This is a genomic window from Streptomyces sp. NPDC058751 (assembly GCF_042746485.1).
Lineage (GTDB): Bacteria > Actinomycetota > Actinomycetes > Streptomycetales > Streptomycetaceae > Streptomyces.
The window spans coordinates 1-22,921 of sequence record NZ_JBHYPZ010000076.1; the positions used below are offsets into that span (position 1 = coordinate 1).

Genomic DNA, 22,921 nt, shown 5'->3' on the forward strand with positions numbered 1-22,921 from the left:
GGGGAGCACCGTGCTCCCCGGCCCCCGCCGCAGGTCCTCGGATCAGCCCGCGGGCACCGTCTCGGGCTCTCCGGTGCCTTCCGTCGAGCCTCCGAGGACGTCACCGGGCGTGTCGGTGACCCTCTCCCCGACGGCCGGCCAGCCGCCCTTCGGCGCCCGCGCCACGCCACGCCACCACGGCTCGGAGGGGACGGTCGCGGCGGTGGGCTCGAAGGGCTCCCCGGGACGGGGCAGGGCGACGCGCGCCCCGGCCGCGCGGGCGGCGGCGAGCGTCCCCTCGCCCGGGTCGGCCCAGGCGTGGGTGGCCAGGTTGAACGTCCCCCAGTGGATCGGCAGCATCACCCCGGAGGGCCGCCCGCCCTGGAGGTCCAGATGGGAGCGCATCCCCTCCTGGGGCGTCATATGAATATCAGGCCAGAAGTCACTGTATGCACCGATCTGGATCATCGTGGCGTCGAACGGGCCGTGGGCGGCGCCGATGTCCTTGAAGCCCTGGAAGTAGCCGGTGTCGCCGCTGTGGTAGATCCGGTGCTCGTCGCCCTCGGCGACCCAGGAGGCCCACAGGGTGTGCTGGGTGTTGCGCAGGCCGCGCCCGCAGAAGTGGCGCGCGGGCGTCGCCGTCAGGGTGATCCCGCCCACCCGGGTCGACTCGTTCCAGTCGAGCTCGCGGATCCGCCCGGCCGGGACGCCCCAGTGCTCCAGATGCGCTCCGACGCCGAGCGGCACGGCGAACACCGCGTCCGTGCCGCCCAGTGCCTTGATCGTGGGCATGTCCAGGTGGTCGTAGTGGTCGTGCGAGATCACCACCACGTCGACCGGTCCGAGCGCGGCGAGCGGCAGCGGAACCGGGTGCAGCCGCTTGGGACCGGCGAAGGCGAACGGGGAACAGCGCTCGCCCCAGACCGGGTCGAACAGCACCCGGTGGCCGTCGATCTCCGCGAGGACGCTGGAGTGCCCCATCCAGGTGAGCCGCAGCCCGGTCGCAGCGGGCCTGGCCAGGTCGGCCACCGTCGTCGCGTGCACCGGCACGGTCCCGGCCGGGGAGCGGTGGGCGCGCTCCTCGCTGCGGAAGTAGACCTTCGCGAACTCCACCATCGAACCGTCGGGGCGGGTGCGGGCGGTCTCCGGGTTCTGGAAGACTCCGTCCGCGAAGTTCGGCGAGTTGCGGATGCGCCGCATGCGCGCGCCGGCCGGATCCGCGCCGAAGGCGGCGGGCCGCAGCGCGCGGAGCCCGGAGCTCAGGGTACGGAAACCGGTCACGGATACCTCCAGATGGAGTCGGTCAGGCTTTCATTATGGTCGTCGTCTCTGACGGCGCCGGGTCACCCTGGTCACAACGCGATGTCCGCGGCCCTGGTTCCGTACGTGCTCAACCCCACCGCGCCCCCGCTTCTTCCGCCCTGGGCGGCGCGGCGGACGCCGTCGTGCCCCCGACACCGCCGGACCCGTTCGTTGACACGGCCCGGCACCCGTTCCGATACTGACCCGTAATTCAGTAGAGAAGCACTGGTCCCGGCGGCCCCGGCGCGCGCCCGCCCGGGAACCGCGCACTCCCGGCCCCACCCCGGACCCCCCCCGAGGAGACCCCCATGACCGCCGCCCCGCTGATGACGCTCACCTGGACGGACCACGTCACCGGCCGTCCGGGGTTCCTCGTCGTCGACCGGCTCGTGCGGGGCGTCTCCAGCGGCGGACTGCGGATGCGCCCCGGCTGCACGCTGGAGGAGGTCGCCGGGCTCGCCCGCGGCATGACGATGAAAGAGGCCCTGCACTACAACCCCGAGGGCCGCTACGTCCCGCTGGGCGGGGCCAAGGGCGGGATCGACTGCGACCCGAGGGACCCGGAGGCGTACGGCCTCCTGGTGCGCTACCTGCGCGCCATGCGCCCCTACATCGAGTCCTTCTGGACCACCGGTGAGGATCTCGGGCTCAGCCAGGACCTGGTCGACCGGGCCGCCGGGGAGGCCGGGCTCGTCTCCTCCATCCAGGCCGTGTACCCGCTGCTCGACGACGAGGCGGCGGCCCGGAAACGGCTCGCGGACGCCTTCGCGGTCGAGGTGGACGGCATCGGCCTGGACGAGCTGGTCGGCGGCTGCGGGGTGGCCGAGTCGGTGCTCGCCGCCCTGGACCGGGCCGACACGCCCTACGCGGGAACGCGCGTCTCCGTGCAGGGGCTCGGCACGATGGGCGGGGCCACCGCGCGGTTCCTCGCGCGCGCGGGACTCAGGATCGTGGCCGTCGCCGACGTCAAGGGAACCGTCGCGAACCCGGACGGCCTCGACGTCGAGGCGCTGCTCGCGGCACGGGACGCGTACGGGACGGTCGACCGCGCGGCGCTGCGCCCGGACGACCTGGAACTCCCAGGTGACGCCTGGCTGTCCGCCGACGCCGAGGTGCTGGTGCCCGCCGCCGTCTCGTACGCGATCGACACGGCGAACGAGCGGGAGATCAGGGCCCGCTGGATCGTCGAGGCGGCCAACATGCCCGTCCTCGCGGAGGCGGAGCGGTCGCTCGCCGCGCGCGGGGTCACCGTCCTGCCGGACGTCGTGGTCAACTCCGGTACCAACGCCTGGTGGTGGTGGACCCTGTTCGGTGACATCGGCGCCGACGCGGACGAGGCGTTCGCCCACACCCGGCGCTCCATGCGCGCCCTGATCGACCGGACGCTCGCGCGCGCGGAGGCCGACGGCACGACCCCGCGGGCCGCCGCCCACGCCATCGTCACCGACCGGCTGCCGGTCATCGCGGAGCGGTTCGGCTGGTACCGCTGAGGAACGCGGAGCGGGACGGCCCGGGCCGCTCCGTTCCTGCCGGGACCCCTCCTGGCGGGGCTGTGTAGGGTTGCCGCGTGGCGAGAGTCCGGTTGAGCGTGGCGGAGCGGCGCGAGGAGTTGCTGCGGGCCGCCGTCGAACAGATCGAGGCGCGGGGCGTGGCGGCGGTACGGATCGCCGACGTCGCCTCGGCCCTCGGGGTGAGCAACGCGCTGGTGCTGTACCACTTCTCGACGAAGGAGAAGCTGGTCGCCGCCGCGTTCGCCCACGCCGCCGAGGGCGACCTCGCCCATCTGCGCAAGCTGCTCGGCCGCCGCACGACGGCGCTGCGCCGCCTCCGCGCCGCCGTGCGCTGGTACGCCCCGACGGGGCAGGCCAAGGGCTGGCGCCTGTGGATCGAGGGCTGGGCGGTCGCCCTGCGGGAGCCCGCGCTGCGCGATGTCACCCGCGACCTCGACCGGCAGTGGAAGGCCGCGCTGACCGAGGTGATCGCGGAGGGCGTGGCGGCCGGCGAGTTCCGCTGTCCGGACCCCACGAGCGCGGCCCTCAGGCTCACGGCGCTGCTGGACGGACTGGCGGTCCAGATGACGGCGTACTCGGGAGCGGTGTCGCGGGCACGGACCCAGGAGTGGGCGGACGAGGCACTCGCCCGCGAACTGGGCCTGGAGCGCGAGGCGTTGATGGCCGCGGTGCGTTGACATCCTCCCCGCCCTAAAGGACGGGGATTCCCGCCTGGCTGCCGGTGGTGACCGGCTGGGCCTTCGGGTGGGTTCCCCGTTCAACGGGCCGTGCCTGGCGTGGGATTTCCACCCCAGGGCTGACCGGCCCTCCAGGGGCGTTTAGCCTCTCCGCCTGCCCGGCGGCGAGGATCACTCGCGACGCGTTGAGGTCGCGATCATGTTCGGTACCGCAGCCCTCGCACCGCCAGATACGCACGTGCAGCGGCTTCTTTCCGTCCACGGCCCAGCAGACCGAGCATGTCCGGGAGGAGGGCAGCCAGCGGGAGACGATGCCGACGTGCCGGCCGTAGCGGGCTGCCTTCTCCTCCAGCACGCGGCGGAACATGCCCCATGCGGCGTCGTGCACGGACTTGGCGAGGCGAGTGCGGGCCAGGCCGGAGACCGCCAGGTCTTCGAGGTAGACCGCTTGGTTGTCGCGGATCAGTCTCGAAGCGGTCTGGTGGCACCAGTCCCTGCGCGCGTCGGCCACCCGGGCGTACGCACGGGCGACCTTCAGTCGGGCCTTGGCCCGGTTCTTCGACCCTTTCGTCTTGCGGCTCAACGCCTGCTGCGCCTTCCTCAGCCGACGCTCGGCACGCCGCAGGAAGCGGGGGTTGTCGATCACCCGCCCGTCGGACAGAACGGCGTAATGCGTCAGCCCCAGGTCGATACCGGCCTCGGCATCCACGGGCGGCAGCGTTTCGGGCTCGACGTCCACCACGAAGCTCGCGAAGTACCGGCCCGAAGCGTCCTTGACCACAGTCACCGACGACGGAGCGGAAGGCAGCTCCCGGGACCAGCGGACCCGGACGTCCCCGATCTTCGCGAGGTTCAATCGCCCGTTGTCCCGCAGCCGGAACCCGTTCCTGGAGAAACGGACGGCCTGCCGGCTGTCCTTCTTCGACTTGAATACCGGAAGCCCCATACGGCGCCCCCGCCGCTTCCCCGACACCGACGCGAAGAAGTTCGCGTACGCCGTATCGAGATCACGAAGAGAGGACTGCAAGGCGTCCACCGACACCTCGGCGAGCCAAGCCCGCTCGGGCCTCTTCTTCGCGTCGGTGATCACCCGCTTCGCCAGAGCACCCGTCGCGATCCGCGACTTGTCCGCCTGGTACGCGGCCTTCCTCGCGGCCAGCGCATCGTTGTAGACCACCCGGGCACAGCCGAACGTACGGGCCAGCGCAATGCGCTGACCCGGCGTCGGCTCGAGCCGGAAGGAGTACCGCAGATGCACGGGACCAACCTAACGGCCGCCACTGACAACGCCGGTCCGCCCAGGGACGAACCGGCTTTCCCTGCCCTGCTCCGCAGGAGCTTCGCTTCCTCCCCGGCCTGAAGGCCGGGGTATCCACGAAGGAGACCTGATGACCCGCGCGGGGCGCGGTGTCCGGCCCCGGCCCCGTGGCGTCTCGCCCGCCCCTCCGCCCGGGCCGTGACGAAGGCGCTCGTCCCGGACCCTTCCGGGGCGGGCGAGTGGCGCCCCTGACCGGCGTGGCCGGAGAGGGGCGGTCACGGCCTACGGGCACCGGCCCGGGTGGGCCGGGCCCGGCTCAGGCCACCGCGTCGATGCGCAGCTTGATGTCGTCCGGGGACAGGGCTCCCTTGGCCGAGACGTGGTCGCCCGAGGACTCCCCGCGCAGCCGCCGCCCGATCCACGGGACCAGGTAGTCGCGCGCCCACTGGATGTTGTCGCGGCGCACCTCCAAGGTGCCGCGCGGCGGGAGGGGCGGCCAGGGCTGGTCGGGGTCGGCCGGGACCTCGAGGCCGAGCACCTGCCCGGCGCGGAGCGCCACCCGGGTGTGCCCCTCGGGCGAGAGGTGCAGCCGGTCGTCGTCCCAGGCCCGGCGGTCCTGGACCGTCTTCAGGGACCAGAGGTCGAGGACGGGACAGCCGTAGCGGTCCGCGATGGCCCGCACGTGTCCGTTGTAGGTGGCGATCTTGCCGCGCAGGTGCTTGAGCACGGGAACGCCACGGGTGTCGAAGCCGGTCGTCACCATGACGGTGCCGACGGCGGAGGTGAGGTCGGCGATCGCGCGCTCGAAGCGCTCCGCGACCTCGTCGGGGTCGGTGCCGGGACGGATGATGTCGTTGCCGCCGGCGCAGAACGAGACCAGGTCCGGACCGAGTTCCTTGGCCCGCTGGAGCTGGGTCTCGATGATCTGGTCGAGCAGTTTGCCGCGCACGGCGAGATTGGTGTACTCGAAATCGCCTTCCGGCCTGCGGTCCGCGAGGAGTACCGCGAACCGGTCGGCCCAGCCCACGAACGCCCCGTCGGGCCCGGGGTCGCCGACGCCCTCGGTGAAGCTGTCCCCCACCGACACGTACGACCCGATCACCGGTCTGTTGTCGTTCTTCGAATCGTCTGCCACATCGAGCATGATTCACCTTTCGATGTGAGCTACGCGACCGTAGGGAAGGGTTGACGGGCGGTGAGATAAGCCACTCGCCAAGCATTGGTCAACTCCGGAATACGGTTCGCGCCACGGATGTTGAGGCAGCGACCGCCCTGATCCGGTTCCGGGGGACACCGAAGGCCGGACCCGGGGGATCGGGGGTCCGGCCTACGGAGATCTTCCTGCCGTCAGGAGCAGGAGGCTGGGTGGGGTCAGCCCACGGCGACACCGTGCGAGCGCAGGTACGCGACCGGGTCGACGTCGGAGCCGTAGCCCGGCGCGGTGCGGATCTCGAAGTGCAGGTGCGGTCCGGTCACGTTGCCGGTCGCGCCGGAGAGACCGAGCTGCTGCCCCGCGGTCACGGTCTGGCCCGCCGAGACGGACAGCGACGACATGTGGGCGTACTGGGAGTACTTGCCGTCGGCGTGCTGGACGACGACCTGGTTGCCGTAGGCGCCGCCCCAGCCCGCGGAGACGACGGTGCCCGCGGCTATGGACTTGATCGTGGTGCCGGTCGGGATCACGAAGTCCACGCCCGTGTGGTAGCCGCTGGACCACATGCCGCCCGCCACCCTGTAAGCGGTGCCGACGGAACTGCTGTCGACCGGCATGGTGTAGCCGGAAGAGGTGTTGGCGGAAGAGCTGCCGGCGGAAGCGGCGGGGGCGGCCGTCTCGGCTGCCGGGGTCGCCTTGTCGGACTTCGCCGAGGTGGTTGTCCGGGGAGCCGCGTGGGGGGCCGAGCTGGGAGCCGAGCTGGGAGCCGAGTGGGCGGCGGAGGCCGCCTTCCCGTCGAGCGACAGCTTCAGACCGGGGTGGATCAGTGACGGGTCGCCACCGATGGCGGAGCGGTTGTCGGCGTAGATCTTCTTCCAGCCGCCGCTGACGTTCTGCTCGTCGGCGATCTTCGAGAGGTAGTCGCCGGACCTCACCGCGTACGTCTTCGTCGTGACGGTGGCCTTACCGGCGGAGGCGGCGGTCTTGCCCGCGGGGACGGTGGTCGCGGCCTTCTCGACATGCTGCGCGACACCGGTGACCGGGGTCGCGGCGTGGGCACCCGTGGCTCCCATCAGAGGCAGCGCGAGTGCGGCGCCACCGGTTCCGGCCACGGCGATCGAGCGGGTGAGACGCGGGGACTTGGGACGGCGGTGCTTACCCTTCGCGGGCATGACGAATTCCTCTCCGGCGCCTGCGGGGTGAGCTGTCGGGTGCGGGCTGGAGATGCCCGGCCGCGCTGCTGCGCGGCTGTACCCCTAGCCTGTTCCGGAGACCGGACCAGGCACGGAACCTGTGGGTCCCCCGCTCCTGCCGTGTACGGGTGAGTGTGCGGATTCCGGGCGGCGGCAGGATTGGGCGTCCGTCCGGATTGAGGCAGAACGTAGGCGACATGAGAGCGCGTCGACAACTATGGGCGGTTTCTGCGTGCTCGTCTTTCTTGATCCATGCGGAGATCGCCGTCACCCTCCGTGGACCGACGATCTCCCCGACGTCTCAACATCCCTGCATTTCACGCGAGTTGAGAAACGAGGACGGCAACGCATCGTCACGAATATGACGCTCCTCACGCGACTCACCCCAGGGCGCCTTATTCCAGGGCCAGTTGTAATGAAGGTGCTTATTCGGACAGAACACCCAGACATGAAGTCTTCGGATAACCGACACATTCGGACCCCCACACGAAATGACACGCGGAACGGCGCTCACGAATGCCCCTTTCGCCCCGATCCCCACCGACGGCCCGCGCGGCCGGAAGTACGCCGCACCCTCCACCCGACTAGAACACACGTTCGAGGCAAGTTGTCCGTGAAGCGCCGCTTCCAGGACGTTCCGCCCCGGGGCCCGCTCCTGTGGACAACTCATTGCCCCAGGTACCCATGTCGTATCGTCGAGAGCGCGAGCCGGTACAACTGCCGACGAGCGGCGCCGAGTCCAGCCCGGTGACGCCGGCGGCCGAATGGGAGGACCCCCGTGACGCAGCAGATCCCGTCGACCGAGCCCGAACTCGGCGGAGTGCGCAACTTCCGCGACGTGGGCGGACTGCCCACCACGGACGGCCGGCGAGTGCGCCACGGACAGCTGTTCCGCAGCGGCCACCTCGCCCACGCCACGGAGGAGGACGCCGTCTTCCTAGCCTCCCTGGGACTCCACACGATCTTCGACTTCCGCAACGCCGCGGACCAGAAGCTGGAGGGCCCCGACGTCGAACTGCCGGGCGTGCGGAACGTGAACCTCCCGCTGAGCGACCCGGCGGACGGCAGCGAGTTCTGGAAGATGGTCCGCGACGGCGACCTCGACCAGCTTCGCGTGCTCCTCGGCGACGGCAAGGCCGCGAACCGGATGATCGGCTCCTACCGCACGATCATCAGGGAGCGCACGGCCGAGCACTCCCAGGTGCTGCACGCCCTGGCCGACGACAGCGTGCCGGCACTGATGCACTGCGCGGCGGGCAAGGACCGCGCCGGACTGTCCATCGCTGTCACCCTGCTCGCCCTCGGCGTCGAGCGCGAGGCGATCGTGTCCGACTACCTGGAGTCGAACGCCACGCACCGCCGCTACAAGGTGCACCGCAACGGCTCCTCGGCGGGCAACGCCTACTCCCCCGAGGTGATGGAACTGCTCAGCCCGCTGTTCGACGCGCGCGCCGAGTACCTGACGGCCGCGTTCGAGGTGATCGAGGAGACCTGGGGCGGCGTCGACACCTATCTGGAGCAGGGACTGGGGCTGACGCCGGAGCTGCGGGAGCGCCTGCGCGCCCGGCTCCTGGACTGAGCCGCGCGCCGGGCCGGGCCCTACTGGTTCTGCGCGCCCAGCGTGAACAGCAGGTAGATGAAGGCCGCGAACAGGTGGCCGACGGCGACGTAGATGATCAGCCGCACCCACAGGGCGCGCGGGAACTTCTCCTCCATGGACCGGCGGCGGGGTTCCGTGGGTTCGGTCATGACGTCTCTCCCGGGGTGGGGTGGGCCGTCGCCGGGCCGAGGCACAGCGCGGCGACGGGGCTCTGCAACAGGGTGTGTACGAACAGCAGCTCGACTCCGTCACGCTCGGCGGCGGCGATGCGGTGCGGGGTGAGCGAGTCGAAGTGGGCGCAGTCTCCCGGCTCGAGGACGTGCGCGGTGTCCCCGAGGCGCAGGGTGAGCCGCCCCTGGAGGACGTACAGCCACTCCTCGCCCGGGTGGACGCGCACGATGTCGCCCTGCGAACCGTAGGGGACGTGCACGCGCAGCGCCTGCATGCCGCGGCCCGCGGAGCCCGCCTGCCAGTAGGTCCAGCCGCCCGCCGGAGCCGGCTCCATGTCGGCGGCCCGTACGACCGCGTCCCGGTCGGGGACCTCCTCGCCGAGCAGTTCGGAGACCGTCGTACCGTAGACCCGGGCCAGCGTGAGCAGCATCGGCAGCGAGGGCTGGCGCTGCCCGGTCTCCAGGCGGGAGAGGTGCGCAGGCGAGAGTCCGGCGGCGCGGGCGGCGGCCTCCAGCGTGAGGGAGGCACCGCGGCGCAGGGCGCGGAGCCGGGGCGCGACGGCGTGCAGCTCGGCGGACGGCTCGTCGGCCGCCCCCGGATCGGCGGGGCTCATGGACCCATTGAGCCAAACAATTGCCTCCAGGGCAATTTTCTTGCCCCGGAGGCAAAGAGCCCGACCTCGGGTGGCCTCCGGCTCGTGGCGGGCCGCCCGGGCGGCCCGGGCGGCCCGCCCTCAGCGGTTCGCCACCGCCTGTTTCACCAGCGTCTTCCCGAAGTCCCACATCAGCCCGCCGCCGTTGTGCGCGTCCTCCATCACCGCGGTGAAGGCCTCCACGAACCGGTCGACGTCCCGCTCGTCGACGACCAGCGGCGGGATCAGCTTGATCACCTCCAGGTGGTCGCCGGAGACCTGGGTGAGGATGCGGTGCCGTTGGAGCAGCGGCACGACGACCATCTGCGCGAACAGACCCTTGCGCGCGGCCTGCAGCATGGTCCAGCGGCCGCGCAGCTTGAGCGAGGCGGGCCGGCCGAACTCGATGCCGATCATCAGCCCCCGTCCGCGGACCTCGCTCAGCAGTTCGTAGCGGTCGACCAGGGCCGCCAGCCGGGACTTCAGGAGCTCTCCGGTGACGCGCGCGTTCGCGACGATCTGCTCGTTCTCCATCACGGAGAGCACCGCGAGGCCCGCCGCCATGGCCTGGGCGTTGGAGCCGAAGCTCGCCGAGTGCACGAGGACCCGGTCCATGGAGGAGTAGACCTTCTTGAAGATCCAGTCCTTTCCGAGGGTCGCGCCCACCGGCACGTAACCGCCGGAGAGCGCCTTGGCGACACACACCAGGTCCGGTTCGACACCCTCCTCGTGCTGATAGGCGTAGAAGTCCCCGGTCCGGCCGAGGCCGGTCTGCACCTCGTCCGCGACGAGCAGCGCCTTGTGCCGGTGCAGCAGCTCCTGGGCGGCGCGCAGGTATCCGGGCGGGCACTCGTGGACGCCCTTGCCCTGGATCGGCTCCACGATGAGCGCGGCGACGTCGCCCTTCTTCAGCTCCCTCGCCAGGGCGTCGAGGTCGCCGAGCGGGACGGCCGTGTCGGGCAGCAAGGGTGCGAAGCCGTCGCGGAAGCCGTCCTCGCCGTTGACCGACAGGGAGCCGGTGGTCAGCCCGTGGAAGGCGTGGGCGCAGTACAGGATCCTCGGTCTGCCGGTGGCGTACCGGGCGAACTTCAGCGCGGTCTCGACCGCCTCCGTGCCGCTGTTGCCGAAGAACACCCGGTCCAGGTGCGGGCTGTGGGTGAGCAGCTTCTCGGCCAGCAGTCCGGGCAGCGGCTGGCAGTCGAAGCGGGTGAGGTCGGCGAGCGAGGCGTCGAGGACGTCGTGCAGGGCGCGCCGGACGACGGGGTGGTGGCGGCCGAGGCCCATCACCCCGAAGCCGGCGAGCATGTCCAGGTAGTCGTTGCCGTCCGCGTCCCAGAAGTGGGCCCCCTCGGCCCGCTCGTAGACCTTGTCGAAGCCGATGGTGTGCAGCATGCGCGGGAGCTGGTGGTTCAGGTACTTCGTGTGCAGTTCGTAGCGCTCGGCTCCGCGCTCGGCGAGGAGCGCGCCGAGGTCGAACTCCCCCTTCTGGGCAGGGTCGGTCATTCCTGTTTCTCCTTGGGCGGCTCTTCCGCGGCCGGCCGGCCGGCGGCCTTCGTCGGCTCGTACGCGGCCTTGGCCCGTTCGTCCCCGACGGCCAGGGCTGCGCTGATCCGTCCGGCGATCTCCACGGGCGTGAGCCCGATGTCGGCCAGCACCTCGGACCGTTTGGCGTGCGCGAGGAACTGCTCGGGGATGCCGAACCGCCTCACGGGCACGTCGACCTCGGCGTCCCCGAGGGCCAGCGCGACGGCGGCGCCGACGCCCGAGGCCCGGCTGTTGTCCTCCACGACGGCGACGAGCCGGTGCCCGGCGGCGAGGGCGGGCAGATCCGGGTCGACGGGCTTGACCCAGCGCGGGTCGACGACGGTGCAGCCGATGCCGCGGGACTCCAGCAGGTCGGCGGCCTGGAGACAGACCGGGGCCATGACACCGACCGCGACGAGCAGGACCTCGGGGCGCTCGCCCCGGTGCAGGACGTCGAGTCCGCCCACCCGGTCCACCGCGGGGATCACCGGCCCGACGGACTCCTTCGGGAAGCGGACCAGGGTCGGCGCGTCGTCCACGGCGACCGCCTCCCGGAGCTGGGCCCTGAGCTGGTCGGCGTCGCGCGGCGCGGCGATCCTGAGGCCGGGGACGACCTGGAGGATCGACATGTCCCACATGCCGTTGTGCGAGGCGCCGTCGACGCCGGTGATCCCCGCGCGGTCGAGGACGAAGGTCACCCCGCAGCGGTGCAGCGCGACGTCCATGAGGAGCTGGTCGAAGGCCCGGTTGAGGAAGGTGGCGTACACGGCGACGACGGGATGCAGACCGCCGGTCGCGAGTCCGGCCGCGGACACGGCGGCGTGCTGCTCGGCGATGCCCACGTCCCACACCCGGTCGGGGAACCTCTCGGCGAACTTCCCGAGCCCGACGGGATGCAGCATGGCCGCCGTGATGGCCACGACGTCCTCGCGCTCCTCGCCGATCCTGACGATCTCGTCGCCGAACACGGAGGTCCAGGAAGGGCCGTTGGACGGTACGAGGGGTTCGCAGGTGAGGGGGTTCATCACCCCGACGGTGTGGAAGTGGTCCTCCTCGTGCGCGACCGCGGGTTCGTAGCCGCGCCCCTTCTCCGTCAGACAGTGGACGAGCACGGGTCCGTGGAAGCGTTTGGCGCGGCGCAGCGCCGACTCCACGGCTCCCACGTCGTGGCCGTCGATGGGCCCGACGTACTTGAGCCCGAGGTCCTCGAACATGCCCTGCGGCGCGAAGGCGTCCTTGAAGCCCTTCTTCGCACCGTGCAGCGACTCGTAGACGGTGTTGCCTACAAGGGGGGTGCGCAGCAGGACCTTCTTGCCCCAGGCGAGGATCTGCTCGTAGCCGTCGGTCGTCCGCAGGGTCGCGAGGTGGTTCGCGAGACCGCCGATGGTGGGGGCGTACGAGCGTTCGTTGTCGTTGACGACGATGATCAGGGGCCGGTCCTTGGCCGCGGCGATGTTGTTCAGCGCCTCCCAGGCCATGCCGCCGGTCAGCGCGCCGTCGCCGACGACCGCGACGACGTGCCCCTTCTCGCCCTGCACCTGCCGGGCCTTGGCGAGCCCGTCCGCCCAGCCGAGCGCCGTGGAGGCGTGGCTGTTCTCGATGACGTCGTGCTCGGACTCCTCGCGGGAGGGATAGCCGGACAGGCCGCCCTTGCCGCGCAGCTTGGAGAAGTCCTGACGTCCTGTCAGCATCTTGTGCACGTAGCTCTGGTGGCCGGTGTCCCACAGGATGCGGTCGACCGGGGACTCGAAGACCCGGTGGAGGGCGATGGACAGCTCCACCACTCCCAGATTGGGTCCGAGGTGACCGCCGGTCCTGGCGACCGCGTGCACCAGGAACTCCCTCACCTCTTCGGACAGTTCACCGATTTCCGCCTCGGACAGCGCCTTCAGGTCGCGTGGTCCCCGGATGTTCTCCAGAATCGTCACGTCGGGCCCCCTCTCGGTCCGTGCTGATCAGCTCACGGTGACGGCCGGTTCCCCGGACGCGACGCCGTCGTTCTCCATCTGTTCGGCGATCTTCATCGCCTCGTCGATGAGGGTCTCCACGATCTTCGACTCGGGGACGGTCTTGATGACCTCTCCCTTGACGAAGATCTGCCCCTTGCCGTTGCCGGAGGCGACGCCGAGGTCGGCCTCGCGGGCCTCGCCGGGACCGTTGACGACACAGCCCATGACGGCGACGCGGAGCGGGACCTCCATGCCCTCCAGACCGGCCGTGACCTCGTCGGCCAGCTTGTACACGTCGACCTGGGCGCGGCCGCAGGACGGGCAGGAGACGATCTCCAGGCGCCGCTGCCGCAGTCCGAGCGATTCCAGGATCTGGATGCCGACCTTGACCTCCTCGGCGGGCGGCGCGCTCAGCGAGACCCGGATGGTGTCGCCGATGCCCTCGGAGAGCAGGGCGCCGAAGGCGACGGCCGACTTGATGGTGCCCTGGAAGGCGGGGCCGGCCTCGGTCACGCCGAGGTGCAGCGGGTAGTCGCAGGCGGCGGCGAGCTGCCGGTAGGCACTCACCATGACGACCGGGTCGTTGTGCTTGACCGAGATCTTGATGTCCCGGAAGCCGTGCTCCTCGAAGAGGGACGCCTCCCACAGCGCGGACTCCACCAGCGCCTCGGGCGTCGCCCTGCCGTACTTCCGGAGCAGCCGCCCGTCGAGCGAGCCCGCGTTCACGCCGATGCGGATCGGGATCCCCGCGTCCCCCGCGGCCCGCGCGATCTCCCTCACCTTGTCGTCGAACTGCTTGATGTTGCCGGGGTTGACGCGCACGGCCGCGCAGCCGGCTTCGATCGCGGCGAAGACGTACTTCGGCTGGAAGTGGATGTCCGCGATGACGGGGATCTGGGACTTCTCGGCGATCGTGGCGAGCGCGTCGGCGTCGTCCTGGGTGGGACAGGCGACCCGCACGATCTGGCAGCCGGAGGCGGTCAGCTCGGCGATCTGCTGGAGCGTGGCGCCGATGTCCGACGTACGCGTGGTCGTCATCGACTGCACCGACACGGGCGCACCGCCGCCGACCGCCACCGGTCCGACCTGGATGCGCCGCGACAGGCGGCGCTCCGCGATCGGCCGGACCGGTACCTCGGGGAGGCCCAGGGAAACGGCGGTCATGACATCACCCGCGGCTTTCCGTGAAGGTCTCGCGGGCCGCCCGGATCGACTCCTTGAGGGATCCCATGGTGGCGAGGACGGCGGTCGGCTCGTAGCCGCAGTGGGCCATGCAGTTGGCGCACCGGTCGTCCTTGCCCCGGCCGTAGGAGTCCCAGTCGGTCTCCTCCAGGAGCTGCCTGTACGTCTGCACGTACCCGTCGCTCATCAGGTAGCAGGGCTTCTGCCAGCCGAAGAGCGAGTAGCTCGGGATCGCCCACGCGGTGCACGGGAAGTCGATCTTGCCCTCCAGGAAGTCCAGGAAGAGCGGGCTCTGGTTGAGCCTCCAGCGGCGCCGGTTGCCGCCCGCGAAGGCCTTCTTGAACAGTTCCCGGGTCTGCTGGACGCCGAGGAAGTGCTCCTGGTCGGGGGCCTTCTCGTAGGCGTAGGCGGGCGAGAGCATCATCTCGTCGACCTTCAGGTCGTCGTTGAGGTAGTTCAGCACCTCGATGACGGTCTGCGGGGTGTCGGTGTTGAAGAAGGTCGAGTTGGTGGTGACCCGGAAGCCGCGCCGCTTGGCCTCCTTGATCGCCTCGACGGCCTCGTCGAAGACGCCTTCCTTCGCGACGGACTCGTCGTGCCGCTCGCGCAGCCCGTCGATGTGGACGGCCCAGGCGAAGTAGGGCGAGGGCTTGAACTTGTCCATCTTCTTGCGCATCAGCATCGCGTTGGTGCAGAGGAAGACGAACTTCTTCTTCGCCACCAGCTGCCGCACGATCTCGTCGATCTGAGGGTGCATCAGGGGCTCGCCGCCGGCGATGGACACCATCGGCGCACCGGATTCGAGGACCGCGCCCACCGCCTGGGCGACCGGCATGCGCTGCTTGAGCACACCGGCGGGGTGCTGGATCTTGCCGCAGCCCTCGCACGCGAGGTTGCACGCGAAGAGCGGCTCCAGTTCGACGAGCAGGGCGAACTTGTCCCGCTTCCGGAGCTTCTGTTCAAACAGGTACGCAGCGACCTTCATGGACTGCCGAAGCGGCATGGCCATACGGCTCACCTCCGAGGGAGCGACAAAGAACGGTGCCATTCGAAGAAAGCGGGAAGCACGGCACGAAGAACGCGGAAGGCTGATATTCCCCCGCGGAACGTGCCGATTCGGACGAGTTCATGTTCTGGAGCATCCACGACCACCCGGACGGCCGCAACGGGACGGGTGCCCGAGCGGACGGCGCCGAGCAGGGTGGCCGCCGACTCCATGTCGACGGCGATGGCGCCGGTGGCGAGCAGGGCGGAGCGCTCGTGACCGCGGACCACGTGATCGGAGCCGGTGAGCGGCCCGGTGTGGACGGTGCGGCCCGGCACTGCGCGGGCGAGTTCCTTGACCAGCAGATCGGTGCCCGCGCACGGCGTGGTGCCGGCCGGGTCCCGGGTCTCCTCGGCGACGACCAGGTCCCCGGGGTGCATGCCCGGGGCGAGCCCCGCGCAGAAGCCGGTGGCGAGCACGGACGCACGGTCCAGCGCCGGGTCGGCGAGCACCCGGGTGACCGACCGGTCCGCGGCCCTCGGTCCCATGCCGGTGCGCAGCACGGTGACCGGCCCGCCGGCGCCGCTCCGGTCGCCGCTGCGCAGGGCGAGGTGCTCGATGCCGAGCGCGCAGGCGATCAGGAGCGGGGCCGGAGCGGGCGTCCTGTCCATCAGCCCCCCTCGGTCGGGGAGAAGGGCTCTCCGTGGACGTAGCGGCCGAGCGCGGTGAGCGGGAAGACGTGGCGGTAGAGGTGGTAGTTGATCGAGAAGTCCCACGGGAAACCGGTCCCCGTGAAGTACGGCTCGTCCCAGGTGCCGTCGGGGAGCTGCGTCTCGGTGAGCCAGACGATGCCGCGTTCGGCGGCCTTGGAGTCGCGCTCCCCCGCGGCGAGCAGGGCGAGCAGGGCCCAGCCGGTCTGCGAGGCGGTCGAGGCGCCGCGTCCGCTCCATCCTGCGATGTCGTCGTAGGAGCGCAGGTCCTCGCCCCAGCCGCCGTCCTCGTTCTGCACGGACTCCAGCCAGGCGACCGCCCGGCGGATCGCCGGGTGCGAGCCGGGCAGCCCCGCCGCCGCGAGCGCCGGGACGACCGACCCGGTCCCGTAGACGTAGTTGACGCCCCAGCGCCCGAACCAGGAGCCGTTCGGCTCCTGGTGGGAGAGCAGCCACTCGATGCCCCGGCGAGTGCGCGGGTCGTGGGTGAGCCCCTCGACCGCCAGCATCTCCACCACGTGCGCCGTCACGTCCGCGGAGGGCGGGTCGATCACCTCCCCGAAGTCGCAGAACGGCAGCCGGTTGGGGAAGGCGCTGGTGTTGTCGACGTCGAACGCGCCCCAGCCGCCGTCCTTGGACTGCATGCCGAGATTCCAGCGGACCCCGCGTCCGATGGCGTTCTCGACACGGTCCGGGTCGTGGTGCCGGACGCGACGCAGCGCGAGGACCACCTCCGCGGTGTCGTCGATATCGGGGTAGTTGTCGTTGTGGAACTCGAACGCCCAGCCGCCCGGCGGCAGTTGGGGCCGCTTGACCGACCAGTCGCCGGGCCGGACGATCTCCTCCCCGAGCATCCAGTCCGCGGCCTTGACGAGCTGCGGATGGTCGGCGGGCACTCCCGCGTCGGCCAGCGCGATGGTGGCGAGGCAGGTGTCCCACACCGGCGACTGACAGGCCTCGATCATCCGGGCGCCGTCGTCGCGCCACACGGCGAAACGGTTTAGCGAGGCCAGCCCCTCGCGCATCACCGGGTGTTCGAGGTCGTAGCCGAGCAGATGCAGCGCGATGACCGAGTAGACGGCGGGCGGCTGGATGCCTCCCCAGCAGCCGTCGTTCTCCTGGCGCTCGATGATCCAGCGGCCGGCCGTGTTCATCGCCGCTCTGCGCAGCGCGCGCGGCGCGACCTTGCGGTACTGGTGCAGCGCCTTGTCCATGCGTTGGAAGACGCCGTCCCAACTGGTCACCGGGGCAAGGACTTTGGCCCGGCCGGAGTGGGGGGCGTCGGCATGCAGCTCGTCCAGCGGGAACGGCGCGGGCCGCACCGGACGCTTCGCCGAGACGACGGTGAGCGGCACGATCGTCTGCCGCGCCCAGCACCCGAAGTCGTAGATGTTCAGCGGCATCCACTTGGGGAAGTAGATGAGCTCCGGCGGGAGTTCGGGGAGGTCTTCCCACTTCCACCAGCCGAAGAGGGCGAGCCAGATCCGGGTGAAGACACGGGCCGCGGCGATGCCGCCGCGCTCGCGGATCCACGCGGACGCCTTCGCCATGTGCGCGGCGTCCGGGGCGTCCCCGGCCAGCCGCAGGGCGACGTACGCCTCGATGGTGGTGGAGAGTTCGCCCGGACCGCCGTAGAACGACGCCCAGGTGCCGTCCTCGCGCTGCTCGCCGCGGATGAACAGCGCGGCCCCACGGGTGGTCGGCTCGTCGCGGATGCCCAGGAACTGACGGAGCAGCAGGTCCTCGGCGTCCATGGTGACGTTCGTCTCGAGGTCGCCCTTCCACCAGCCCTGGGCGTCCTGCCTGGCGAGCAGGAAGTCCGTGGCGCGCTCCACGGCGCGCGTGGCGGCGTCTCGGGTCTCGACGGTCCCGGCCGCCTCGGGAGTCGTCTGATCACGGTTTTCGCTGGCCGAGGCAGCGCGGGGAGGCAGGGCCCCGGTGCTTCCGTCGGTCGTCGCTGTCATGGCTTCCCCTTCGTGCAGTGGTGTGTCTCTGCTGTGGGTCCGCCGTCGGCCGGTGCGTTCGTTCGGATGGACATCCCCCCGCTCGAACAGGGTTCGAAGCTTGGGGAAGGCACCGGCCGGCGACTACGCGAGGTTTATTCGACCGATAACGATCATCTCTTCCGCACGACGACGAAGTCGGCCAGCGCCACGAGCTGGGCGCGTACCTGCTCGGGCATCGGTACGGCGTCCAGCGCCTCGATCGCGATCGCGTGCTGGCGGCGTGCCTCCTGGGCGGTCCACTCGCGGCCGCCCGCCTCCTCGATGAGCGCGGCGCGCGCGGCGAACTCCTCCTCGGAGAAGTTCTCGAAGTCGCTGGCCTTGGCGTCCTCGGCGAGCAGTTCGCCGAGCCGCTCGGAGGCGTGGCCGCCCGCGGCGAGCGCGGCCACGACCGGCAGGGACTTCTTGCGCTGGCGCAGGTCGCTCCAGGTCTGCTTCCCGGTGGCCTCCGGGTCGCCCCAGATGCCGAGGAGGTCGTCGACGGCCTGGAAGGCGAGGCCGAGGTGGTAGCCGTAGCGCTCCAGCGTGTCGGCGGTGAGGTCGTCGGCGCCGCCGAGGACCGCGCCGATGGAACAGGCGCAGGCGAGCAGGGCACCGGTCTTGTTGCCCTCCATCTCCAGGCACTCCTCGACGCTGACGCGGTCGCGGTGCTCGTAGGAGATGTCCTGGGCCTGGCCGTCGATCAGGGCCCGGGTGGCGGTGGTCAGGCGCCGGGTGGCCCGGCCGGCCTCGACGGTGCCGAGTTCGAGCAGGACCTCGTTGGCCAGCGCGAACAGGGCGTCGCCGACCAGGATCGCCTGGGCGGGGCCGTGCACCTTCCAGACGGTGTCGCGGTGGCGGCGCTGTTCGTCGCCGTCCATCAGGTCGTCGTGCAGCAGCGAGAAGTTGTGCACCAGCTCGACGGCGACCGCGCCGGGGACGCCCACCTCGGGGGCCGCGCCCGCGGCCTGCGCGGAGAGCACGGCGAGCGCGGGGCGCACCGCCTTGCCCCCGTCGCCGTCCGCGGGGTTGCCCTCGGCGTCGATCCAGCCGAAGTGGTAGGCGGCGACGGTGTCCATGGGCGGTGCCAGACGGTCGACAGCCGCCTTGAGCACCGGTGTGGCCAGGGTCCGGCCGCGCTCCAGGAGCGCGGTCACGTCCACCGCGTCGGCAGCCGTTTCGGCCGGGGGCACAGTGGGCACAATCTCTCCTCTTGTTACGGAACCGGGAGTGCGGGGACCTGCCATGCTCCGGTCGAGCGTCATGCGGCCTCCTCGAAGAGTCCGAGGAGATGGTCGCGGGGGCGGCCCAGGGCGCCCAGCGCGGCGTCCGCCGCGCCGACGCCACTGCGAACCGCACTCTCCATGGTCGCGGGCCACCCTGTGGCGGTCCACGCTCCGGCCAGGTAGAGGCCGGGGGCATTGGTACGGGCGCCGGGCCGCAGCCGTCCGACGCCCGGGGCGGGGGCGAACGTCGCGGTGCGCTCCCGGGTCACGAAGAAGTCCTCCACCACGGCGCCGCGCGCACCGGGCAGCAATCGCTCCAGTTCGGGCAGATAGCGCTCCCGGAGGGCGGCGACGGGCTCGTCGATCTCGTCCTGCGCGGCCGACTGCGACAGCGCCAGGTACTGCCCCTCCCGCAGTCCCGACGCCTCGGTGCGGTCGAAGACCCACTGCACCGGGGAGCCCAGGGCCGCGAAGAACGGCGCGGTGAGGACCTTGCGGTCGTAGACGACGTGGACGTTGAGGATCGGCGCGGTGCCGATGTCCAGAAGCCGGCCGGGGGCGTCGAGCGCCCCCTCGGGCAGCAGGTCGTGGGCCTCGCGCTGGGGTACGGCGAGCACGACGGTGTCGGCCTCGATGCGCTCGCCGGGAACCTGGACGCTCCAGCGGCCGTTCTCGAGAGAGGAGACGGAGGTGACTCGTGTACGGATCTCGGTACGTACGCCCGCGGAGTCGAGCGCCTTGCGGGCCAGGGTGTCGTGCAGTTCGCCCAGCGGGACGCGCGCCCAGCCGATGTCGGCCGCGCCCGGGTCGGACAGCAGACCCGTCTTGAACACCATCGCGGCGAGCCCGAGCGAGGAGTCCTGGGCCACCGCGTTGAGGGTGGCGACCCCCACGAGGTCCCACAGTGCCTCGACGGCACGTCGCGACTGACCGTGCCCGGCGAGCCAGTCGCCGAAGTTCTGCGCGTCGAGCGCCGGATCGGTGAGGTCCAGGCCCTTGAGCGCGAGCGCGGCACGGCCCACCTTGGCGCGCTCGGCGAGCGAGAGGTGCTGGTACGTCGCGAGGCTGCGCGCGAGGTGCAGCGGAACGGGCAGCGCGCTGCGGCCGATCCTGCCGAGCCGTCGTCCCGGTGATGCCTCCAGATCGAGAACGGGCACGTCGAGACGATCCTGCAGGGGCGCGAGCGCGGTCGCGTCGACGCGGTCGAGGAACCAGCGGTAGGCGGTGCAGCAGCGCAGGAAGACGTGCTGTCCGTTGTCCACGGTGAGCTCGCCGCGCCGGAAGGAGAACGCGAGACCGCCGAGGCGCGGCCGGCCCTCCAGCAGGGTCACCCGGACCCCGGCGTCGGCCAGCGCGAGCGCGGCGGTGATGCCGGCGAGGCCTCCGCCGATCACCACGGCGCCGACCCGGCCGGAGTCGTCGGTGAACTCGGCCTCGTTCATCGCGCACCCTCCCCCGTGGCCGCGCCGTGCCGGTGGAACGCTCCACGACGGGCCGTCTCAGTCAGGGACGCCGCCCGGCTCCGGAGGGTTGCCCACCACTTTTCACCGGCCGCGTCGCCACGGCCCACGGTGTCCATCAGACACGCCTCCGGACCGTACGGCGGGAGACGTTGCGGGCGTCGAGACCGGAGAGGCCGCGCACGGCGACGTACGCCTTCTCGCGTCCGGGCAGGGAGACCCGGCCGCGCAGCACGGCCTCCGGCTCGCGCTCGATGCGGTCGAGGAGACGCCGGTAGATGCCCGCCATGGCCGCGACGCAGGCTCCGCTGCGCCGGTCCAGCATGGGCAGCAGGTGGTAGCCCTCCGCGAAGAGGGCACGCGCCCGCCGCACCTCGAAGTGCACGAGGCCCGCGAAGTCGGAGCCCTCGGGCGGGGTCGGCCCGTCGAACCCGGCCGAGCAGCCGAACTTGGCCAGGTCGTCGGCGGGCAGATAGGTGCGCCCCTCCCCCGCGTCCTCGCGGACGTCCCGCAGGATGTTGGTGAGCTGGAGCGCGAGCCCGAGCGTGTCCGCGTACTCCGGTGCGCGTTCGGCGCCGCGCGCCCCCGGTTCGGTGCCGAAGACCCCGAGGGAGAGCCGCCCGATCGCCCCGGCCACGCACCGGCAGTAGACCTTCAGGTCGTCCCAGGTCTCGTACGTCTCGCCGCGCACGTCCATCAGCACGCCGTCGATGAGTTCGTCCAGGCCGCCGAGGGGCACCGGGAAGTACTCGGCGGTGTGGCTGAGGGCGACCGCGACCGGGTCGGTGTCGTCCTCGGCGACGGCGCCCGCGCGCACGCGGGCGAGCAGTGCCCGGGTCTCCTCCAGCCGTGCCGTCTTCACGTCCGGTGCCAGCGTGCCGTCGCCGATGTCGTCGACGCGCCGGGAGAACGCGTAGAGCGCCGACATCGCGCGGCGCTTGGACGTCGGCAGGAGCCTGATGCCGTACGCGAAATTACGGGCCTGCTGACCGGTCACCGCCTCGCAGTAGCTGTACGCGGCGAGTACCGGTGCGGACACGTGCTGTTCCGACTCCACGGTCCGGATCACCCCTCTCCTCGCAGAGTCACTCCCACCTCGCGCAGCAGCTGGAGCTTGCCGGGCTTGGGCGGGCCGGGAAGTACGTCGTATTCGGCGGCGGCGATCGCTCGGACCGCCGCCTTCCCCCCCGCGACGAATCCCGCGAGCAGCAGTTTCAGCCTGCCGTGGACGCTACCCACGAGGGGGGTGCCTTCATTCAGGAGGTTCGAGGCGCGTTCTGCTTCGTATGCAACCAGTGCTCGCACCGATGCGCCTGCTGTGGGGGCGGCGAGATCCGCTTCGACGACGTGGAAACGCTTCATGTCCTCGGCGGGCAGGTAGACGCGGTCACGGCCGAGGTCCTCGGCCACGTCCTGGAGGTGCTCGACGATCTGGAGCGCCGTGCACACCGCGTCGGAGCGGCGGACCCGCTCGGGCGTGGACGTCCCCGTGACGGAGAGGACCAGGCGGCCGACGGGGTTCGCGGACAGTTCGCAGTAGGCGAGCAGGTCGTCGTAGGTCTCGTACCGCTTGACGAGCTGGTCCTGGCGGTTCGCGGCGATCAGGCGGAGGAAGGGGTCGGGGGTCAGGTCCGCGCGGCGGACGGCGGGGCCCAGCCTGCGCAGCAGGGGGTGGTGCGGGATCGATTCGAACACGCGGTGAAGATCGGCTTCGAGCGCGTCGAGCAGGACCAGGGGGTCGTCGGCGTCCGCGGCCGGCACGCCGAGGAGGCGGGCGTCGGCGCCGCCGGGGGCGAGGTCGCCGTCACCGATGTCGTCCACGAGGCGGGCGAAGCCGTAGACGGCCATGAGGTCGTCGCGCCAGGCCCTGGGCAGGAAGAAGGGGGCCACGGGGAAGTTCTCGTCCGCGGCCTTGTCGAGGGTGCCGCGCACCGGATCACCGGTGCGGGCCGTCCCGGCTTCGGTCACCGCTCGCCGCCCGGCGCGAGGACGGCACACGCATCGCGGAGCTGGAGGGTCACCGTAGCCATTGCCGTCACATCTCCCGTTCTACACTGCCGACCCAACACTGCCCATTTCGGACACGCCGCCCTGGGATCCGCTCGGCGTGACGGTGCCAGGTGTCGCGTATTATCGCCCTACTTGACGCGATTCAGCACCGGTACAGCTTACGTTGTACAACGCGGCACACTCCGCCGGGGTGTCCTGCACATCACAACAACACACCGATTGGCATCAAGATTCCTCATGCCGACGGGAGTTGGCGTTTCCTTCGCAGACGCAGGGCCCCACCGGAGGGTTCCGGCGGGGCCCTGGGCGAATCGGGCTACTTCCCCGTGAACTTCTCGTACTCCTTGAGGACGTCCGCGGTCGGGCCGTCCATGCGCAGTTCGCCGCGCTCCAGCCACAGCACGCGGTCGCAGGTGTC

At 71.2% G+C, this 22,921-nt stretch carries 20 protein-coding genes, 1 pseudogene and 1 riboswitch; of the genes and pseudogenes, 3 read left to right on the forward strand and 18 right to left on the reverse strand.

The window, feature by feature from the left end; genetic code table 11:
- Positions 1-42: 42 nt before the first annotated feature.
- Entirely contained in the window at positions 43-1,260 is a 1,218-nt protein-coding gene (locus ACFW6B_RS39940; protein WP_386604636.1) for an MBL fold metallo-hydrolase, read from the reverse strand.
- Between the two features lie 329 nt (positions 1,261-1,589).
- On the opposite strand from ACFW6B_RS39940, the gene ACFW6B_RS39945 reads away from it, so the two are divergent.
- Complete coding sequence (locus ACFW6B_RS39945) at positions 1,590-2,771, forward strand: Glu/Leu/Phe/Val dehydrogenase dimerization domain-containing protein (protein WP_386604638.1); 1,182 nt, start codon at positions 1,590-1,592, stop codon at positions 2,769-2,771.
- 77 nt (positions 2,772-2,848) lie between these two features.
- Positions 2,849-3,469: a TetR family transcriptional regulator C-terminal domain-containing protein gene (locus tag ACFW6B_RS39950; protein ID WP_386604640.1), complete on the forward strand. Its 621-nt coding sequence runs from the start codon at positions 2,849-2,851 to the stop codon at positions 3,467-3,469.
- A 13-nt stretch (positions 3,470-3,482) separates the two neighbouring features.
- Here ACFW6B_RS39950 and ACFW6B_RS39955 read toward each other — a convergent pair whose 3' ends face one another.
- The 3 genes from ACFW6B_RS39955 to ACFW6B_RS39965 all read right to left on the reverse strand — a co-directional run bounded on the left by ACFW6B_RS39955 (position 3,483) and on the right by ACFW6B_RS39965 (position 7,052).
- Positions 3,483-4,727, reverse strand: a complete 1,245-nt coding sequence (locus ACFW6B_RS39955; protein ID WP_386604643.1) for an RNA-guided endonuclease InsQ/TnpB family protein — start codon at positions 4,725-4,727, stop codon at positions 3,483-3,485.
- Positions 4,728-5,043: 316 nt separating this feature from the next.
- Complete coding sequence (locus ACFW6B_RS39960) at positions 5,044-5,829, reverse strand: SGNH/GDSL hydrolase family protein (protein ID WP_386604673.1); 786 nt, start codon at positions 5,827-5,829, stop codon at positions 5,044-5,046.
- Positions 5,830-6,098: 269 nt separating this feature from the next.
- A complete protein-coding gene (locus ACFW6B_RS39965; protein ID WP_386604645.1) occupies positions 6,099-7,052 on the reverse strand; it encodes a peptidoglycan DD-metalloendopeptidase family protein in 954 nt (317 codons plus the stop codon).
- A 4-nt stretch (positions 7,053-7,056) separates the two neighbouring features.
- Positions 7,057-7,214: riboswitch (cyclic di-AMP (ydaO/yuaA leader) on the reverse strand.
- A gap of 637 nt (positions 7,215-7,851) precedes the next feature.
- Between ACFW6B_RS39965 and ACFW6B_RS39970 the strand changes: the two genes are divergently transcribed.
- Positions 7,852-8,652, forward strand: a complete 801-nt coding sequence (locus ACFW6B_RS39970) for a tyrosine-protein phosphatase (RefSeq protein WP_386604647.1) — start codon at positions 7,852-7,854, stop codon at positions 8,650-8,652.
- A 20-nt stretch (positions 8,653-8,672) separates the two neighbouring features.
- Here ACFW6B_RS39970 and ACFW6B_RS39975 read toward each other — a convergent pair whose 3' ends face one another.
- From ACFW6B_RS39975 to ACFW6B_RS40040, 14 genes and pseudogenes are all read right to left on the reverse strand, one after another.
- Positions 8,673-8,789, reverse strand: a complete 117-nt coding sequence (locus ACFW6B_RS39975) for a DUF6126 family protein (protein ID WP_356166334.1) — start codon at positions 8,787-8,789, stop codon at positions 8,673-8,675.
- Positions 8,790-8,818: 29 nt separating this feature from the next.
- Positions 8,819-9,457, reverse strand: a complete 639-nt coding sequence (locus ACFW6B_RS39980; protein ID WP_386604650.1) for a helix-turn-helix domain-containing protein — start codon at positions 9,455-9,457, stop codon at positions 8,819-8,821.
- A gap of 120 nt (positions 9,458-9,577) precedes the next feature.
- A complete protein-coding gene (locus tag ACFW6B_RS39985) occupies positions 9,578-10,978 on the reverse strand; it encodes an aspartate aminotransferase family protein (protein ID WP_386604652.1) in 1,401 nt (466 codons plus the stop codon).
- On the reverse strand, positions 10,975-12,927 hold the full coding sequence (dxs, locus tag ACFW6B_RS39990; RefSeq protein ID WP_386604655.1) for a 1-deoxy-D-xylulose-5-phosphate synthase: 1,953 nt from the start codon (positions 12,925-12,927) through the stop codon (positions 10,975-10,977). Before dxs ends, ACFW6B_RS39985 begins: the two co-directional genes overlap by 4 nt.
- A gap of 27 nt (positions 12,928-12,954) precedes the next feature.
- Positions 12,955-14,112: a flavodoxin-dependent (E)-4-hydroxy-3-methylbut-2-enyl-diphosphate synthase gene (gene ispG / locus ACFW6B_RS39995; RefSeq protein WP_386604657.1), complete on the reverse strand. Its 1,158-nt coding sequence runs from the start codon at positions 14,110-14,112 to the stop codon at positions 12,955-12,957.
- 4 nt (positions 14,113-14,116) lie between these two features.
- Positions 14,117-15,139 carry an adenosyl-hopene transferase HpnH gene (gene hpnH, locus ACFW6B_RS40000; RefSeq protein WP_386604659.1) on the reverse strand — a complete coding sequence of 341 codons (1,023 nt, stop codon included), beginning with the start codon at positions 15,137-15,139 and terminating at the stop codon, positions 14,117-14,119.
- A gap of 5 nt (positions 15,140-15,144) precedes the next feature.
- Complete coding sequence (locus tag ACFW6B_RS40005) at positions 15,145-15,786, reverse strand: 1-hydroxy-2-methyl-2-butenyl 4-diphosphate reductase (RefSeq protein ID WP_386604661.1); 642 nt, start codon at positions 15,784-15,786, stop codon at positions 15,145-15,147.
- The gene (gene shc, locus ACFW6B_RS40010) at positions 15,786-17,789 is read right to left on the reverse strand and encodes a squalene--hopene cyclase (protein WP_386604663.1); all 2,004 of its coding nucleotides are present in this window, start codon (positions 17,787-17,789) and stop codon (positions 15,786-15,788) included. The genes ACFW6B_RS40005 and shc overlap by 1 nt, the downstream gene beginning before the upstream one ends.
- A gap of 152 nt (positions 17,790-17,941) precedes the next feature.
- Complete coding sequence (locus ACFW6B_RS40015) at positions 17,942-19,054, reverse strand: polyprenyl synthetase family protein (RefSeq protein WP_386604676.1); 1,113 nt, start codon at positions 19,052-19,054, stop codon at positions 17,942-17,944.
- A gap of 14 nt (positions 19,055-19,068) precedes the next feature.
- A complete protein-coding gene (gene hpnE / locus ACFW6B_RS40020; RefSeq protein ID WP_386604665.1) occupies positions 19,069-20,475 on the reverse strand; it encodes a hydroxysqualene dehydroxylase HpnE in 1,407 nt (468 codons plus the stop codon).
- Positions 20,472-20,612 carry a DUF6380 family protein gene (locus ACFW6B_RS40025; protein WP_386604667.1) on the reverse strand — a complete coding sequence of 47 codons (141 nt, stop codon included), beginning with the start codon at positions 20,610-20,612 and terminating at the stop codon, positions 20,472-20,474. Before ACFW6B_RS40025 ends, hpnE begins: the two co-directional genes overlap by 4 nt.
- Positions 20,612-21,562: a presqualene diphosphate synthase HpnD gene (hpnD, locus tag ACFW6B_RS40030; protein ID WP_386604669.1), complete on the reverse strand. Its 951-nt coding sequence runs from the start codon at positions 21,560-21,562 to the stop codon at positions 20,612-20,614. Before hpnD ends, ACFW6B_RS40025 begins: the two co-directional genes overlap by 1 nt.
- Positions 21,559-22,461, reverse strand: coding sequence for a squalene synthase HpnC (gene hpnC / locus ACFW6B_RS40035; protein ID WP_386604671.1), 903 nt, complete (start codon positions 22,459-22,461; stop codon positions 21,559-21,561). Before hpnC ends, hpnD begins: the two co-directional genes overlap by 4 nt.
- Before the next feature lie 358 nt (positions 22,462-22,819).
- Positions 22,820-22,921, reverse strand: a pseudogene (locus tag ACFW6B_RS40040) (ABC transporter ATP-binding protein); the annotation flags it as partial.

Excerpts from the sequence above, each read along its gene's own strand:
- ACFW6B_RS39945 (WP_386604638.1), top strand. The coding sequence starts at position 1,590 with ATGACCGCCGCCCCGCTGATGACGCTCACCTGGACGGACCACGTCACC.
- ACFW6B_RS39965 (WP_386604645.1), bottom strand. The coding sequence starts at position 7,052 with ATGCCCGCGAAGGGTAAGCACCGCCGTCCCAAGTCCCCGCGTCTCACC.
- ACFW6B_RS39975 (WP_356166334.1), bottom strand. The coding sequence starts at position 8,789 with ATGGAGGAGAAGTTCCCGCGCGCCCTGTGGGTGCGGCTGATCATCTAC.
- ACFW6B_RS39980 (WP_386604650.1), bottom strand. The coding sequence starts at position 9,457 with ATGAGCCCCGCCGATCCGGGGGCGGCCGACGAGCCGTCCGCCGAGCTG.
- ACFW6B_RS39985 (WP_386604652.1), bottom strand. The coding sequence starts at position 10,978 with ATGACCGACCCTGCCCAGAAGGGGGAGTTCGACCTCGGCGCGCTCCTC.
- ispG (WP_386604657.1), bottom strand. The coding sequence starts at position 14,112 with ATGACCGCCGTTTCCCTGGGCCTCCCCGAGGTACCGGTCCGGCCGATC.
- hpnH (WP_386604659.1), bottom strand. The coding sequence starts at position 15,139 with ATGGCCATGCCGCTTCGGCAGTCCATGAAGGTCGCTGCGTACCTGTTT.
- ACFW6B_RS40005 (WP_386604661.1), bottom strand. The coding sequence starts at position 15,786 with ATGGACAGGACGCCCGCTCCGGCCCCGCTCCTGATCGCCTGCGCGCTC.
- shc (WP_386604663.1), bottom strand. The coding sequence starts at position 17,789 with ATGACAGCGACGACCGACGGAAGCACCGGGGCCCTGCCTCCCCGCGCT.
- ACFW6B_RS40015 (WP_386604676.1), bottom strand. The coding sequence starts at position 19,054 with ATGGCAGGTCCCCGCACTCCCGGTTCCGTAACAAGAGGAGAGATTGTG.
- hpnE (WP_386604665.1), bottom strand. The coding sequence starts at position 20,475 with ATGAACGAGGCCGAGTTCACCGACGACTCCGGCCGGGTCGGCGCCGTG.
- ACFW6B_RS40025 (WP_386604667.1), bottom strand. The coding sequence starts at position 20,612 with ATGGACACCGTGGGCCGTGGCGACGCGGCCGGTGAAAAGTGGTGGGCA.